Below are 15862 nucleotides of genomic sequence, written 5' to 3' on the forward strand. Positions count from 1 at the left end.
GCGCCAGTTCTGCGCTATGCCATGAGCAAATACCCTGTGGTCCGCGTAAGTGAAAGCCACATGAAAGCTCCAGGCTTTGGCTCTCATAATTAAGTCATCATTCGTTGCACTGGAGAAAAACCGTGAAAATCAAAAGTCAAAAAGACTTTTTCTCAGGCCTGCTGTTCATGGGAATAGGCGTGGCGTTTGCTTTAGGCGCTACTAGCTACAACGTCGGCATTGCAGCCCGAATGGGGCCAGGTTATTTTCCTCTGATACTGGGCATTTTGATGGCGGTATTGGGCGCGGGCGTACTCTTTAAGTCGCTCACCATAGAAACACCTAGTGGCGACAAAATCGGCCGTTGGGCGTGGCGGCCACTGGTCTATATTATTTTGGCTAATTTGGTTTTTGGCGTGATGCTGGGCGGCCTGCCTAGTCTAAATATTCCGGCCATGGGCATGATTCTTGGCATCTATGCACTGACGTTTATCGCCAGCGTTGCAGAGCCCGGCTGGAAGGTCAAGAACACCTTTATTCTCGCCACCATTTTGGCTGTGGGCAGCTACATCGCATTTGTGGTTTTGCTGAAATTGCAGTTCGCCGTCTGGCCCACATTCATCACCGGTTAAGGTCTCAAAAAAATGGAACTTATTTCACACCTTTCGCTGGGCTTTAGCGTCGCTTTTACGCCCATCAATCTGCTTTACGCACTCATAGGTTGCATACTCGGCACGTTAATTGGCGTGCTGCCCGGTATTGGTCCGGTGGCCACTATTGCCATGCTGCTGCCGGCAACCTATGCGTTGCCGCCGGTCTCGGCTTTGATTATGTTGGCCGGTATTTATTACGGTGCGCAATACGGTGGCTCGACAACCGCTATTTTGGTTAATTTGCCGGGTGAATCGTCATCGGTCGTCACCTGTATCGATGGTTACCAAATGGCGCGCAAGGGCAGGGCTGGGCCGGCATTGGCCGCCGCCGGCTTGGGCTCGTTTTTTGCCGGTTGCGTGGGCACTTTGATTTTGGCTGCGTTCGCTCCGCCGCTGACTGAGCTGGCTTTTAAGTTTGGTCCTGCCGAGTATTTCTCACTCATGACCTTGGGCTTGATTGGTGCGGTGGTGCTGGCGTCTGGCTCGCTGCTCAAAGCCATTGCCATGATTGTGCTGGGCCTGTTGTTGGGCATAGTTGGTACTGACGTGAATTCCGGTGTGGCGCGCTTTAGCTTTGATATTCCAGAGCTCACCGACGGGATTGGTTTTGTCGTGATCGCCATGGGCGTTTTCGGCTACGGCGAAATCATTAGTAACTTGGCTCAGCCAGAAGATGAACGCGAAGTGTTCACTGCAAAAGTAGAAGGTCTGTGGCCTACCAAGCAAGACTTTAAAGACATGACACCTGCCGTCTTACGCGGTACTTTCTTGGGTTCGGCTCTAGGCATATTGCCCGGTGGTGGCGCGCTGCTGGCAGCGTTTGCGGCTTATGCCTTAGAGAAAAAAATCAAAATGAAACCGGGCGAAGTACCTTTTGGTAAGGGCAATATTCGTGGTGTTGCAGCACCTGAGTCGGCCAATAATGCCGGTGCACAGACTTCCTTTATTCCGCTGCTCACATTGGGTATTCCACCAAATGCTGTGATGGCGTTGATGGTGGGCGCTATGACTATTCACAACATACAACCTGGCCCGCAGGTGATGACTAGCAACCCAGAATTATTCTGGGGTCTGATTGCCTCCATGTGGATTGGCAATGCGATGCTGATTATTTTGAATCTGCCGCTGATTGGTATGTGGATAAAGCTTTTGACAGTTCCCTACCGCTACTTGTTTCCAGCGATTGTGCTGTTTTGTGCCATCGGTGTTTACTCGACCAACAACAACACTTTCGATATTTGGATGGTCGGCGCGTTTGGTGTGATTGGCTACTTGTTCGTCAAACTCGGTTGCGAGCCAGCACCCTTGCTGCTGGGTTTTATTCTTGGCCCCATGATGGAAGAAAACTTGCGCCGCACCTTGCTACTCTCACGCGGTGAGTGGAGTGTGTTTGTCACGCGTCCGCTGTCAGCCGGTCTGCTCGTCGCTGCCGTTTTGCTGCTGGCCATTGTGCTTTTGCCGTCAATCAAAAATAAGCGTGAAGAGGCTTTTGTTGAAGAGTAACCAATGAGTAATGCTTACGTAAAAAAACTGAACGTTAGCTCAAACGCATGTGCTTTTAGCTGACTATTTTAAAAAGCATCTGAGGGTGCTTTTTTCTATTGACCGTATCAGTACATTTTGAGATTGCGTTGACAAGTAAATTACAAAGCATGAACCGGCTATCAAATAGCGCTTACATCGTCCACTTATAGTCGGCTACTAGGCCCACTACATCACTTCATTCGGCAATGCCTAAGTCATACGAGTCACTGTTTTAGTGTGTTCTGGTAGCGCTTATAGCTTTACGTTTTTAAGCAGTAATGCAAAAAAATCTGGCGCTGTAACGGCTTTGGAATACAACCAGCCTTGAGCATAGTCACAGCCGTAGGCAGTGAGCAAGTCAAGCTGCGCTTGTGTTTCTACGCCTTCTGCGATTACTTTAAGTCCCAGCTTATGGGCCATGACGATAATCGCTTCGCACAAGACCTTATCGTCAGTTCCATCGACCAAGTTGTGAACAAACGATTGATCAACTTTAAGGTAATCAATATCAAATTTTTTCAGATAAGACAGTGATGAATAGCCGGTTCCAAAATCATCAATTGAAACTTCAATACCCGCATCGCGGAATAAATGAAGTTTGTCTGTGACATTGCTCTCTGCGTTGAGTAATATGCTTTCGGTGATTTCAATCGCTAGACTTTTTCCGGGCAGGCCTAATGCTTGCAGATGACGTATCCAATGCGCACCGACCTTTTCCCGATTTTGTCTGAGCTCTACGGGGGATACATTCACACTGATTTGAAATTCAGGCACTAACTGCTTTCTCCAACTGGCTAGCTCACGGGTGGCCTCATGAAAAACCCAGTCGTTAATATCATGAATAAGCCTGGACTCTTCGGCCAGCGGTATGAATTGCATGGGGCTAACCATCCCCAGCTCTGGGTGCTTCCAGCGCAATAGCGCTTCAGCTTTATAAATTTTCCCGGTCGCTATTTCTACGATAGGCTGGTAGTAAACCTCTAACTGATTGGCCGCCAAGGCATTGCGTAAATCTCTCATCATGCGCAGCCGGGTTTCTGCCGCTTCTTGCAAATCCTGGGTGAAACGGCTAAAGCGATTACCGCCCAAATTTTTCGCCACATACATTGCCTGATCGGCGTTTTTAATCAAAGTTTCCACATCCAGTGAATCGTCGGGATACAAGGTAATGCCCACGCTGGCTTGTACAAAGACCACGTCTTGCAGCAACTCAAACGGAGCGGCAAGTTGTTTAATAATATTTTGAGCGATATGTTCAGCGCTATTAATGTCCACTAGCTCGGACAAGATGACGGTGAATTCATCACCCCCAAGACGCGCAACCGTGTCTGATTCGCGAACGCATGTCGCAATTCGCCGCGCCGCTTCAACCAGCAACACATCGCCTTGCGCATGTCCCAACGCATCGTTGACTTCTTTAAAGCGGTCAAGGTCGAGCAGCAGCAAGGCCATTGGAAAACCAGAACGACGTGATTTTTTGATGGCCCGCTCTAGCCTGTCGTGAAACATATGACGGTTGGGTAGCCCGGTCAAAAGGTCGTAATTAGCCTGCTGCCAAATGAGCTTTTCGGACGCCTTTTTTTGCGTGATGTCAGAAGTCTGTGCGACATAGCGGTGTACTGAGCCGTCGTCGAGATAAATGGTGTTGACGGTAGTCCACTCAAGATAGGCTTCGCCATTTTTGCGCCAGTTCCATATCTCGCCCTGCCAATGCCCTGTTGCGTTGATCTCATCCCACATCGCTCGAAAAAACTTACGATCATGGTTGTTGGCCTTGTGTAGACTGCAGTTTCTGCCGACAGCGTCTTCCAGTGTGTAGCCCGTTACCTTGGTGTAAGCCGGATTGATACTGACGATAGCACCCGTGCTGTCGGCCACCGACATGGCTTCGCTGCTGTGCTGGTACATCAAGGCGGCTAACCGCAATTCTTCTTCGGCTTTTTTGCGCTCGACTATCTCTTCTTGCATGTAACTGGCTTGCACCAACGCTCGCCGGCGTTGCTTTGTAAATAGCCACATCAATGCCGACAACAGCACACTAAATATTGTGCCGAAGCCTAAAAATCGCAAAGGCTTGTTTTGATCAAAAGCGGCATGAAATGCAGGACGCGTTGTGAAATACAAGCTCCAAGTATGGCCAAACACAGTGATAGATTGGGTAAGCGCTAAACTATCAGACCGTGGTGCGTTGCGCATGTCTGGAATGCCGTTGTCGTCATAAAGTAGATTTTCAGCGGAGTATTGCGAATCCTCATATACCTCCATATTGATATCTGCTTTTACGCCGGTTTGCGCCTCATTGAGTATGCCGCCCATTAACTTGTCTAGTCTGAATGGGCTGTAGACATAACCTTGTAGATTGCTACGTCGCTCTTCAAGCGTAGCGCGCGGTTTGCCATTTTTATAAAACGGCAAATACATCAAGATACTTGCCTGCATTTTTTCACCGGACTCTTGCACAAGCGTCACTTTAGTACTGACAGCTGTGTTGCCAGTATCACGTGCGACTTCCATCGCTGCACGCCGTTTGGGTTCTGAAAACATGTCAAAACCAAAGGCGCGCTGGTTACGTAGGTTGAAGGGTTCAAGATAAATAATCGAAGTGTATTGATCACGCTCACCGGTTGGATAAATATCGTAATCAGGGAACCCTTCAGCTCGCATCTTGCGCTTATGTAGCTCTAGGTCTGCTGCTGGAATATGCACGGCATAACCAATGCCCTGTATGGCTGGGTAGTGCTCTTTAACATTCAGGCTAGCGATATAGTCTTGAAACTCAGAACGGGTAACCACATCCGATGCGGCTAACAGCCCGACACCACCGCGTAACACCTGTTCATAGGCTTGTACGCGTCTAAGAACGGCGTCAGATACTTTTGAGACACGGCTTTCAAGCTGAACTTGTTGCAGCCGCGCCAGGTCTTCTTGCGCGCTCCTCCAAACCAAAAATGTCAGCAGCAAGCTAATAAACAGAATGATCCAAGCCACTGGCCAGTTAAGAATCACCGCACTGATTTGCCTACTGATTGACTTTATCGCGCTGCGCATTTCGGCCGCTTTCCACAAGCAGATCAAGCCGGACGGGTTCGACTTGCGGGAAAAAAGTAATGCAATTTTTTTGCCTAAGGTCATAAATATTTTTTCAATCAGGCGTTTGACTAAGGCCTGAAAGTGCGGTCATTTCTAAACAGCTATTTTTTAAAGCGTAAGGGGAATGACTAAATTAAGTTTTGCTCCACGCGATTTTTACTGTTTTAAAAGGATTAATTAATCTTAATCATAACAATACTTGTTAAAAGTTCGCGGATTCAAGTCTGAAGTGCAACTTTGAAATTAACCGTACGGGTGGGTGAGATGTGAGAGCATCCAAGCTTCCCGACTACCAAGTCAAAGTTGCCCAGAATGATTTACACACACCTCACCCGTGACGAACGTTACCAGATTGCAATCCTCGTCAAAGCAAACTTCAATCAAAGTGAAATTGCAAAAATGATGGACCGTGATAAATCGAGCATCAGCCGTGAGTTGCGTCGTAACCGCGGTCTACGAGGCTATCGCCCTAAGCAGGCAAATGACAAAGCCCAAGAACGTAGACTTGCCTGCGCCAATAGTCCTAGAGTTGCTGACTCGACATGGGCTGTAGTGGAGGAAAAGTTGGCTGAGGCTTGGAGCCCCGAGCAAATCAGCGGCCACCTCGAAGCTAGCCACCAACCCGGTGTTAGCTATGAGAGCATTTACCAGTACATCTACGCTGACAAACGCGCGGGCGGCACCTTGCATAAAACACTGCGTTGCCAGAAGACGCGAAAAAAACGCAGCAGTGGCCGTGAACGGCGCGGCACCATCTCTCGCCAGGTCTCAATAGAACTGCGACCCGACATCGTGCTTGAGCGTGCGCGCTTTGGCGACTGGGAGGCTGATCTGGTGATTGGTGCCGGGCAGAAGCAAGCACTAGTGACGATTAATGAGCGTGTCTCTCGCTATTCAATAATTTTCCACGTGCCATTCAAAACAGCGCAAGCCGTAGGGGACGCGTTAATCACTTTACTCAAACCGTTCGCTCATTGCGTGCACACTCTCACGACTGATAACGGCAAGGAATTTGCCCAGCATGAACGAATAGCTTCTGCGCTGAGTGCAGATTTCTTTTTCGCCCATCCATACGCCTCGTGGGAGCGTGGGGCGAACGAGAATATGAACGGTTTGATTCGCCAGTTTTTCCCAAAGGGGATGCGCTTTAATTGCATCACCGACGATGACATTGCTTTAGCGATGCACAGGCTCAATCATCGTCCTAGAAAATGTTTAGGGTATCGAACGCCGCATCAGGTTTTTATGGAACAGTTAGAGTCCTATCAGCATACGGTTGCACTTCAAGCTTGAATCCGCCGTTGATAACTTTTGTATTATTTCAATTTAAAAAAAACAAAAATTCAATAGTAATTTTTATATGTCAATTTATAGAGATTTGTACAAATATGTGGTTGGGTAGCTTTCATAGCGAGGTGCTATTCCAACTACCGCGGTGCACCGTTCGATTGCGACCTTGATGCTTGGCGGCATAGACCGCTTCGTCAGCCTGTTTGAGGGTGGGCTGTATGTCATGTGATTTATCAAGCTTAGCGGTTGCCGCGCCAATGCTCACGGTTAAGGCTATACCGCCGGGTCGCGCTGTGGCAATGATTTCATGCACGCGCTGGGCTACACGCAGTGACTGCTCTGCGTCTGAGTTTGGCAAAATAAGCGCAAACTCTTCGCCACCGTAACGAACCAGCGTATCGCTTTGGCGTGCAGCGGCTTGCAGGCACTGGCCTACATCGCGCAAAACGTCATCGCCTCGATCGTGGCTGTAGGTGTCGTTGACGGTTTTGAAGTGGTCTATATCGACCATCAAAATGGAGAACGTAGCGTCACTTTCTTGCCCTAGCTTGGCTACTGCTGATTCAAGTGCGCGTCGATTACCTAGCCCGGTCAAGCTATCGGTGTTGGTGAGAATAGTCAATGAGCGATTGGCGTCTTCTGTCACCACCATACGTGCTTCTAGTTGTGCATTGAGTTCGCGCAGACGTTCATGCGCATCTTGAAGTTGGGACGTCAGCTGCTCTGAGCGCTTGCGTGCTTCTAGTAATTCGGATTCAAAGCGGCTGCGTTCTAATGCCAAAAAAAATAACCAAATGTAGACGACCTGGTCTTTCATCAATGTTTTTTTGATGTTGGTCATGACTGGTAAGGGCGAACCATTTGGTCTATGAAGATGCAGGAAAACTTCATGTACTTCGCCATTGCGACGCAGCAACGGCCAGACATGGGTCTGACAAAAAATACTTGATGCACGGGTAAGCAAGCTGTCCATGAACTCAGGGAACAGCGCATTTTGTGCATTGCAAATTAGCGCGTTCAAATTGGGGTTTGCGCTCACTACCCGCTCGTGTTCATCCGTTACTAAAACAGCGCAGGGCAGCTCAGAAAAAATATCAAAAGTCATGGTGACGGCGGTTTACGAAAAATCAATGAACGAGCGTATGGCTGCTACCACCAACTCGGGTTGACTCATGTGGGCGCAGTGTCCCACCACATCCATGATTTCTAGTTTGCTCTGCGGCAAATGGTGGTGTAGGTACTCCCCCACTGACAAAGGGGCAAGCGTATCTTTACGATGCTGCAAGATTAGGCAAGGCACGGTCACCTTGGGCACGTCAGCGCGGTTGTCGGAGAAAAAAGTAGTTTGGGCAAAGACGCGTGCTGTGAGTGGATCGGTCGAGCAAAAACTTTTATTGAGTCTTGTGTTGGTGGCGTCGCTCGCCCCATTTTCTCCCGCCAACACGGGTGTGAGAAAGTTGGCCCAACCCATAAAATTACGGTCCATCAGGTCAAGTAGTTCTTCAAGGTCTTGGTGTTCAAAGCCACCCTTATAGTCTGGTGCTTGATTGACAAAACAGGGATTAGGTCCTACCCAGACCATTTGTTTGAATAGGCCGGGGCGGGCTATCGACGCGAGCATGCTGATAGAGCAACTCACAGAGTGACCAATAAAGACCGCGTCTTGCGTAACACCTTGGGCATCACAGACTTCTAGTAGGTCTTGGGCATAGCCTTTTAGCGTGCTGTAACGCTGGGCATCAAATGCAGACAGGTCAGACTCACCGCAGCCGACATAGTCAAACAAAACTTGCTTACAACTGCTCTCGAATGCCGGCGTAATGGCGTCCCACATGTTTTGGTTGCAGCCAAAACCATGGCCGTAAACCAGTGTCGGGTTGCCGTGACCGGTCACGGTAACGTTATTTCGCTTGTTGATGTCCATACAAATAATTCCAAATTATGCTGTTTATTGTTATTTAACATCAAATAAGTGTGAATGTATTTGGTATTGTCCGCAGTATTTAAACTAGGCGGATTCAAGCTTGAAGTGCAACCGTATGCTGATAGGACTCTAACTGTTCCATAAAAACCTGATGCGGCGTTCGATACCCTAAACATTTTCTAGGACGATGATTGAGCCTGTGCATCGCTAAAGCAATGTCATCGTCGGTGATGCAATTAAAGCGCATCCCCTTTGGGAAAAACTGGCGAATCAAACCGTTCATATTCTCGTTCGCCCCACGCTCCCACGAGGCGTATGGATGGGCGAAAAAGAAATCTGCACTCAGCGCAGAAGCTATTCGTTCATGCTGGGCAAATTCCTTGCCGTTATCAGTCGTGAGAGTGTGCACGCAATGAGCGAACGGTTTGAGTAAAGTGATTAACGCGTCCCCTACGGCTTGCGCTGTTTTGAATGGCACGTGGAAAATTATTGAATAGCGAGAGACACGCTCATTAATCGTCACTAGTGCTTGCTTCTGCCCGGCACCAATCACCAGATCAGCCTCCCAGTCGCCAAAGCGCGCACGCTCAAGCACGATGTCGGGTCGCAGTTCTATTGAGACCTGGTGAGAGATGGTGCCGCGCCGTTCACGGCCACTGCTGCGTTTTTTTCGCGTCTTCTGGCAACGCAGTGTTTTATGCAAGGTGCCGCCCGCGCGTTTGTCAGCGTAGATGTACTGGTAAATGCTCTCATAGCTAACACCGGGTTGGTGGCTAGCTTCGAGGTGGCCGCTGATTTGCTCGGGGCTCCAAGCCTCAGCCAACTTTTCCTCCACTACAGCCCATGTCGAGTCAGCAACTCTAGGACTATTGGCGCAGGCAAGTCTACGTTCTTGGGCTTTGTCATTTGCCTGCTTAGGGCGATAGCCTCGTAGACCGCGGTTACGACGCAACTCACGGCTGATGCTCGATTTATCACGGTCCATCATTTTTGCAATTTCACTTTGATTGAAGTTTGCTTTGACGAGGATTGCAATCTGGTAACGTTCGTCACGGGTGAGGTGTGTGTAAATCATTCTGGGCAACTTTGACTTGGTAGTCGGGAAGCTTGGATGCTCTCACATCTCACCCACCCGTACGGTTAATTTCAAAGTTGCACTTCAGACTTGAATCCGCGCTAATTAAAACCTGTAATGCGATGCCTCCGCACTGAAAACCGATTTAAACAATCAGGCATAAAAATTTTCAATTGGGCACATTGCGTGCGAATCTGCTGAAACTTAGCAAAATTTCTGAATGACTAATCACAGCAATACGGCGCTAAAAAAAGTGCTTGAGTGCGACCCCATTTTCTCTTTATAGCCAACTATAAAAAATCAATGCGAGAAGCGTTGAAATCATCACCAAAATAGCGTCTAACCGGGCTCGTATTGGACTGATATTCGGTTCCGAAAAGCGGCCAACTTAGTGATTAACCGCGATGAAATCGTCAAACTACTCAATGGTTTGGCGACGTCTGCAAAAGCTTAGATAGACGCACCTAGTCCTTGGTTTGGCAAGCCGATTTTTTTAACACCGCATAATCCTTTTATGAATTTCAACTTCAACAATCCCTACAGCTCAACCCGCTTGCCGGTGTTTGCCCGCAATGTCGTCTCTACCTCGCATCCGCTGGGCTCGCAAGCCGGTCTGCGCATGCTGCTCAAGGGCGGTAATGCTGTCGATGCAGCGATTGCCGCTGCAGCAGCTATGACGATTCTTGAGCCGGTTAGCAATGGTTTGGGCAGCGATGCTTTTTGCATTTTGTGGGATGGCAAAGAGTTGCATGGCCTAAATGCGTCGGGCCGCGCGCCACAAAGCTGGACGCCGGATTACTTTAAACAAAAATACGGTGACAACGCAGCCAGCCCGCCTAAGCGCGGCCTAGATGCAGTCACCGTTCCCGGCGCGGTGGCTAGCTGGGTGGCGCTGAGTGAGCGATTTGGTAAGTTGCCGTTTGCTGACTTAATGGAGCCAGCGATTGAAATCGCCGAGCGCGGCTATTTGCTGCCGGTCGTGATTCAAGAAAAATGGGCTGCTGCAACACCAGAGCTAAGCGCCATGCCGGGCTTTGCCCAGGCCTTTATGCCTTGGGGCCGCGCGCCCCAAGTCGGTGAGCTGTTTCAGTTCAAAGCCGCAGCACGCGGATTGCGGGCGATTGCACAGACCAAGGGTCAGGCCTTTTACGGTGGTGAGATTGCGCAAGCGCTAGAGAAATTTTCTGCGCAAAACGGCGGTAGTTTGACGGCCAGAGATCTTGAGAACTACCAACCCGAATGGGTCAAACCGATTGGCCGCGATTACCGTGGTTACACCTTGCACGAGATACCGCCGAATGGACAAGGCATCTCGGCACTGATGGCGCTGGGCATATTGGAGAAGTTTGATCTAGCCAGTCTGGCGCTTGACGGTGTGGATTCCCAGCATTTGCAAATTGAAGCCATGAAGCTGGCGTTTGCGGATACCTACAAATATGTTGCCGAGCCATCGGCAATGAAGGTGAGTCCAGAGCAAATGCTAGATGACGACTACCTCGCCTCGCGTGCCAAACTCATAGACATGAAAAAAGCACAAGATTTTGGTGCCGGCAATCCCGTCAAAGGCGGCACGATTTATCTCACCGCCGCCGACGAGGACGGCATGATGGTGAGCTTTATCCAAAGCAATTACATGGGCTTTGGCTCGGGCTGTGTGGAACCCGGTTTTGGCGTTAGTCTGCAAAACCGCGGTCACGGTTTTAGTTTAGCGCCGGGTGTGAATCAGGTCGCACCGGGTAAAAGACCGTTTCACACCATCATCCCGGCTTTCTTAAGCAAGGACGGTCAACCGGTCATGAGTTACGGCGTGATGGGCGCGAACATGCAGCCGCAAGGCCATATGCAAACCTTGGTGCGAATGCTCGACTACAAGCAAAGCCCGCAAGCCGCATGCGACGCACCGCGTTGGCGCTTTAATCAGGGCTTAGAAATTAATGTTGAATTGGCCATGCAAGCTTCCACCGTTCAAGGCTTGGCCGATCGCGGTCACAAAATGGAAGTGATTCAAGATACCTACCAAGATTTTGGTGCTGGCCAGTTCATCTGGCGCGGCGCTAACCCCAAGGTTGAAGGTTATGTCGCGGCCAGCGACTCGCGCCGAGATGGCCAAGCCGTGGGTTTTTAAAGATAAATTTTGAACAATATTTCAGATCAAGAAATCAATACAGTTAAAGAAGACAGCGCCCAGCAATTGGAAAATAAAAAAGCCAAGCAAAGCGCAATGACTACCGGCTTGGTATTAGCCGTGCTGGGCGCGATTGGGTTTAGCGGCAAAGCCATCATCGTCAAGCTGGCCTATCGCTACGATGTGGATGCGGTCACCTTGATCATGCTGCGCATGCTGTTTTCCTTGCCGGTGTTTGTGTTGATGGCTTGGTGGGCCAGCCGCGGCAAAGCGGCTCTCACACGCAAAGACTGGATAGGCGTAGCTTGGTTGGGTTTTACCGGTTATTACTTAGCGAGTTTTTTAGACTTTGCTGGCTTGGCCTACATCAGCGCATCGCTTGAGCGCTTAATTCTCTACCTCAATCCCACGCTGGTGATGATCATGGGTTTGGTGCTTTACAAACGCAAAGTGACTAGGCCGCAAATACTCGGTATGGCGCTGAGTTACTGCGGCGTAGTGTTGGTGTTTGGTCACGAGATTTCAAGCCTAGGCAGCAGAGCTGCATGGGGCGCACTGCTGGTGTTTTTGAGCGCGATCAGCTATGCGGTTTATTTGGTTTACAGCGGCGAGATGGTGCGACGTTTAGGCTCACTCAGACTGGTGGGGCTGGCCAGCACTGTTGCTTGTGTATTGTGCCTATTACAGTTTGTCATCCTCATGCCTTTAAGCGCAGCACTGGTCGCGCCTGAAGTGGTTTGGTTGTCTATTCTTAACGCTGCGCTATGCACTGTGGCACCGGTACTTATGGTGATGATGGCGATTGAGCGCATAGGCGCGAGTGCTGCGGCGCAGACCGGAATGGTGGGGCCACTGTCAACTATCTTGATGAGTGTACTGATTTTGGGCGAGCCGTTTACGGTCTGGATTGCCGTGGGAACACTGCTGGTGATCACCGGTATTTTTGTTTTTACCCGATCTGCGCGGCGCTGACTAAGACAGTCTAACTAAGACGTGCTAGATAAGCACTTTTGCTGCTTGTGAAAGCTGAGTTTGCAAGGTTGGTGATAGCGGTAGTTTTAGCGTTTGGAGTGCAGTTTGTATCGCCAATAATTGGGGCTGAGTTAACGTTTCAAATGCGAGATAGTTGCCTAGCTTTTGAATCAATTCCTCCTTTGAGTCATCCATTTCTTGACGCGACTCCTGCGTTGCACCATCTGTGACCGCGCCCCACAGTTGGTTGTGCTGATCTAACTCTTTTTGTATCGTTGACAGCTTCACAAAATCATCGACAAACTGGTCTGTGTGTGTGGGTTTCGCAGTCATGAGCATTATTTGTGCGCTGTCGATCCAGTTTTTCTCAAGCCTGTCGCTAAAGACTGACGATAAGCCTGAGATCATGCGTTGCATAGTAAAAGTATCTTCCTTAAAGACGCCTTCTGCATCCAGACTTTTAAGCTCTTTGCTTGAAAGAAAACGTAAAAAATTACTCGTATTAACCGCTGATTCTTGCGAGTCCTCGGCGCTGGTTAAAAATTGTTCAAAGCTAGACACCAATAAGCTGCTGCGCAGTTTTAGTCTTTCTTCAGCGCTGCCTATCAGTAGACCGTCGCGTAATAATTTAGCGTCTGCTTCAAAACATAATTCTTTATAAATCGAATGAACTTTGTCGTCTGTTTTGCCGTCGTTTTTAGCGGCTATAGCAATTGCATCTTCTATCAAAATTTTAAAATCTTTTGATTTGACTGGCGGATTCAAGCTTGAAGTGCAACCGTATGCTGATAGGACTCTAACTGTTCCATAAAAACCTGATGCGGCGTTCGATACCCTAAACATTTTCTAGGACGATGATTGAGCCTGTGCATCGCTAAAGCAATGTCATCGTCGGTGATGCAATTAAAGCGCATCCCCTTTGGGAAAAACTGGCGAATCAAACCGTTCATATTCTCGTTTGCCCCACGCTCCCACGAGGCGTATGGATGGGCGAAAAAGAAATCTGCACTCAGCGCAGAAGCTATTCGTTCATGCTGAGAAAATTCCTTGCCGTTATCTGTCGTGAGTGTGTGCACGCAATGAGCGAATGGTTTAAGTAAAGTGATTAACGCGTCCCCTACGGCTTGCGCTGTTTTGAATGGCACGTGGAAAATTATTGAATACCGAGAGACACGCTCGTTAATCGTCACTAGGGCTTGCTTCTGCCCGGCACCAATCACCAGATCAGCCTCCCAGTCGCCAAAGCGCGCACGCTCAAGCACGATGGCGGGTCGCAGTTCTATTGAGACCTGGCGAGAGATGGTGCCGCGCCGTTCACGGCCGCTGCTGCGTTTTTTTCGCGTCTTCTGGCAACGCAGTGTTTTATGCAAGGTGCCGCCCGCGCGTTTGTCAGCGTAGATGTACTGGTAAATGCTCTCATAGCTAACACCGGGTTGGCATCGAGCTTCGAGGTGGCCGCTGATTTGTTCGGGGCTCCAAGCCTCAGCCAACTTTTCCTCCACTACAGCCCATGTCGAGTCAGCAACTCTAGGACTGTTGGCGCAGGCAAGTCTACGTTCTTGGGCTTTGTCATTTGCCTGCTTAGGGCGATAGCCTCGTAGACCGCGGTTACGACGCAACTCACGGCTGATGCTCGATTTATCACGGTCCATCATTTTTGCAATTTCACTTTGATTGAAGTTTGCTTTGACGAGGATTGCAATCTGGTAACGTTCGTCACGGGTGAGGTGTGTGTAAATCATTCTGGGCAACTTTGACTTGGTAGTCGGGAAGCTTGGATGCTCTCACATCTCACCCACCCGTACGGTTAATTTCAAAGTTGCACTTCAGACTTGAATCCGCGATTCATAAACATAGTCTTGCTTAGTATTTCCGGGGGTATGTATTTCAAGGGACAGTTGCCTTCTTTTACCGCTAATTCATACATTTCAGCGGTACGCATATGTGGTTGTAAAAACGCAATCAGTTGGCTGTTTCCCATGACTTGTGCCAAAGCTAACTGATACATTTTTTCTGTGCGCTTGTTTTCTGGCACATACGCTATAGCCATAATGTTGTTGGCTACGGCTGCATCCCGCAACGCTGGCGTATGAAATTGTGGTTTTATTTTTCCAAGCGCTAAACCGTTGCTTTTCACCGCGATCATGGCCAAATCAGCACCCAAACTTGTATGGGCTTCTTCCCGAAATTTTCTTGGAATATGCGGCCATGCCAAGCCGTTTTGCTTTAATGCGGCTTTGCATATGTTTAAGTCTCGCATCCCCATAGGCAGAGTTGATAACACCATTGCGTTAAGGCTGACCATAGTCATCAACATAGATTTAGGAATGCGGTTGTCTATAGATTTATTGTCGCGACTGCTTATCCATACCCTGTTGAGAGACTGAAATTGATCGCCACAAAAACTGGCCATCAAAGGAAAAAATTCTTTTGGAATAGCATTAAACGTTGGCTTACTAGAAGCACTAGAAGCACTAGAAGCACTAGAATTTTTGCTGTCCAATATTTCAACGTTATGCAGTCTGGGTGTTTGCGGACTTAGCGCAATTGCTGTATGGCTGCTTAATGCTGGAGTACTGTGGCGGCTAGTGGCTAACAATTCATTTGAGCGTGGATTCTCGGGCGCTAGCGAAATAACGGGTGAAATCACTGGCTGCATCACCGGCGACAGCATTGGCGACAGCACTGGCGCTATTGGCGTTATTGGCGTAATAACTGGTGAATTACTCTGTGTTGTAGGGGCGGTGGCAATGTGTAGATTTACAGGATTCATTTGCTATTCCTTTCGGTTTGTCATTCACTACGCTTTTTATGTGTGAGCACTGTGCAGTGCAAGTTTTGAAGCATGACTTTTCATTTCAAACACTATTGACCGATGTCAGGTTTTTAGACTTTATTTATATAGTCTCAAAATAGTACAAAAAGTAATGTAAATAGTATTGACTAATTGATCTGTGCGTGACGCGGTACTTTCCCTTAGTACTTTCATGTGGCTAAAGCTTGCGCGCTTGTGTGTCGCTACGCCTTTAGTAACTGTTTTGCTGGGGCTTATTGGGAAATTAGATGTTGACTTTATTGCGGCCCGTTTTGCGTGTCTGGCATCGCTTAGCTTTGTGTTTGCGGGTCTGTTTAAGCGGGGAAAGTTACAGTCATGCGTAATACTTTTTAAACTTATCTCACACTAGGCGCGTCATTCCTCGGCACATATCTCGATCGGTATTTGCCGGCCT

At 48.9% G+C, this 15862-nt stretch carries 13 protein-coding genes; 6 read left to right on the forward strand and 7 right to left on the reverse strand.

The window, feature by feature from the left end; translation table 11 throughout:
• The first annotated feature begins 122 nt into the window (after nt 1-122).
• Nucleotides 123-611, forward strand: a complete 489-nt coding sequence (locus HC248_RS03085) for a tripartite tricarboxylate transporter TctB family protein (protein ID WP_168921221.1) — start codon at nt 123-125, stop codon at nt 609-611.
• Between the two features lie 12 nt (nt 612-623).
• Nucleotides 624-2135, forward strand: coding sequence for a tripartite tricarboxylate transporter permease (locus HC248_RS03090; RefSeq protein ID WP_168921222.1), 1512 nt, complete (start codon nt 624-626; stop codon nt 2133-2135).
• A gap of 273 nt (nt 2136-2408) precedes the next feature.
• Here HC248_RS03090 and HC248_RS03095 read toward each other — a convergent pair whose 3' ends face one another.
• Nucleotides 2409-5288: a bifunctional diguanylate cyclase/phosphodiesterase gene (locus HC248_RS03095; RefSeq protein WP_168921223.1), complete on the reverse strand. Its 2880-nt coding sequence runs from the start codon at nt 5286-5288 to the stop codon at nt 2409-2411.
• A 270-nt stretch (nt 5289-5558) separates the two neighbouring features.
• Here HC248_RS03095 and HC248_RS03100 point away from each other — a divergent pair, with 270 nt between their 5' ends.
• Complete coding sequence (locus HC248_RS03100; RefSeq protein WP_168921224.1) at nt 5559-6539, forward strand: IS30 family transposase; 981 nt, start codon at nt 5559-5561, stop codon at nt 6537-6539.
• Between the two features lie 112 nt (nt 6540-6651).
• Here the strand turns inward: HC248_RS03100 and HC248_RS03105 are convergent, their stop codons facing one another.
• The 3 genes from HC248_RS03105 to HC248_RS03115 all read right to left on the reverse strand — a co-directional run bounded on the left by HC248_RS03105 (nt 6652) and on the right by HC248_RS03115 (nt 9535).
• Nucleotides 6652-7641, reverse strand: a complete 990-nt coding sequence (locus HC248_RS03105; RefSeq protein ID WP_168921225.1) for a sensor domain-containing diguanylate cyclase — start codon at nt 7639-7641, stop codon at nt 6652-6654.
• A gap of 12 nt (nt 7642-7653) precedes the next feature.
• Entirely contained in the window at nt 7654-8460 is an 807-nt protein-coding gene (locus tag HC248_RS03110; RefSeq protein ID WP_168921226.1) for an alpha/beta fold hydrolase, read from the reverse strand.
• Nucleotides 8461-8554: 94 nt separating this feature from the next.
• The gene (locus tag HC248_RS03115) at nt 8555-9535 is read right to left on the reverse strand and encodes an IS30 family transposase (RefSeq protein ID WP_168920864.1); all 981 of its coding nucleotides are present in this window, start codon (nt 9533-9535) and stop codon (nt 8555-8557) included.
• Between the two features lie 514 nt (nt 9536-10049).
• Here HC248_RS03115 and HC248_RS03120 point away from each other — a divergent pair.
• Together HC248_RS03120 and HC248_RS03125 are read left to right on the forward strand one after the other, a co-directional pair.
• The gene (locus HC248_RS03120) at nt 10050-11660 is read left to right on the forward strand and encodes a gamma-glutamyltransferase family protein (RefSeq protein ID WP_168921227.1); all 1611 of its coding nucleotides are present in this window, start codon (nt 10050-10052) and stop codon (nt 11658-11660) included.
• 96 nt (nt 11661-11756) lie between these two features.
• A complete protein-coding gene (locus HC248_RS03125; protein WP_168923638.1) occupies nt 11757-12632 on the forward strand; it encodes a DMT family transporter in 876 nt (291 codons plus the stop codon).
• Between the two features lie 24 nt (nt 12633-12656).
• Here HC248_RS03125 and HC248_RS03130 read toward each other — a convergent pair whose 3' ends face one another.
• The 3 genes from HC248_RS03130 to HC248_RS03140 all read right to left on the reverse strand — a co-directional run bounded on the left by HC248_RS03130 (nt 12657) and on the right by HC248_RS03140 (nt 15135).
• A complete protein-coding gene (locus HC248_RS03130; RefSeq protein ID WP_168921228.1) occupies nt 12657-13397 on the reverse strand; it encodes a hypothetical protein in 741 nt (246 codons plus the stop codon).
• Complete coding sequence (locus tag HC248_RS03135; protein WP_168921229.1) at nt 13394-14374, reverse strand: IS30 family transposase; 981 nt, start codon at nt 14372-14374, stop codon at nt 13394-13396. The genes HC248_RS03130 and HC248_RS03135 overlap by 4 nt, the downstream gene beginning before the upstream one ends.
• Before the next feature lie 71 nt (nt 14375-14445).
• The gene (locus HC248_RS03140; RefSeq protein WP_168921230.1) at nt 14446-15135 is read right to left on the reverse strand and encodes a DUF4116 domain-containing protein; all 690 of its coding nucleotides are present in this window, start codon (nt 15133-15135) and stop codon (nt 14446-14448) included.
• An 85-nt stretch (nt 15136-15220) separates the two neighbouring features.
• On the opposite strand from HC248_RS03140, the gene HC248_RS03145 reads away from it, so the two are divergent.
• On the forward strand, nt 15221-15451 hold the full coding sequence (locus HC248_RS03145) for a hypothetical protein (protein WP_168921231.1): 231 nt from the start codon (nt 15221-15223) through the stop codon (nt 15449-15451).
• Nucleotides 15452-15862: the final 411 nt, after the last annotated feature.

The sequence above is a fragment of the Polaromonas vacuolata genome (assembly GCF_012584515.1).
In the GTDB taxonomy this organism is placed as follows: Bacteria; Pseudomonadota; Gammaproteobacteria; order Burkholderiales; family Burkholderiaceae_C; genus Polaromonas; species Polaromonas vacuolata.

What these genes read in the sequence shown, in the direction of transcription:
- HC248_RS03090 (WP_168921222.1), top strand. Translation starts at nt 624, where the DNA reads ATGGAACTTATTTCACACCTTTCGCTGGGCTTTAGCGTCGCTTTTACG.
- HC248_RS03095 (WP_168921223.1), bottom strand. Translation starts at nt 5,288, where the DNA reads ATGACCTTAGGCAAAAAAATTGCATTACTTTTTTCCCGCAAGTCGAAC.
- HC248_RS03100 (WP_168921224.1), top strand. Translation starts at nt 5,559, where the DNA reads ATGATTTACACACACCTCACCCGTGACGAACGTTACCAGATTGCAATC.
- HC248_RS03105 (WP_168921225.1), bottom strand. Translation starts at nt 7,641, where the DNA reads ATGACTTTTGATATTTTTTCTGAGCTGCCCTGCGCTGTTTTAGTAACG.
- HC248_RS03110 (WP_168921226.1), bottom strand. Translation starts at nt 8,460, where the DNA reads ATGGACATCAACAAGCGAAATAACGTTACCGTGACCGGTCACGGCAAC.
- HC248_RS03115 (WP_168920864.1), bottom strand. Translation starts at nt 9,535, where the DNA reads ATGATTTACACACACCTCACCCGTGACGAACGTTACCAGATTGCAATC.
- HC248_RS03120 (WP_168921227.1), top strand. Translation starts at nt 10,050, where the DNA reads ATGAATTTCAACTTCAACAATCCCTACAGCTCAACCCGCTTGCCGGTG.
- HC248_RS03125 (WP_168923638.1), top strand. Translation starts at nt 11,757, where the DNA reads ATGACTACCGGCTTGGTATTAGCCGTGCTGGGCGCGATTGGGTTTAGC.
- HC248_RS03135 (WP_168921229.1), bottom strand. Translation starts at nt 14,374, where the DNA reads ATGATTTACACACACCTCACCCGTGACGAACGTTACCAGATTGCAATC.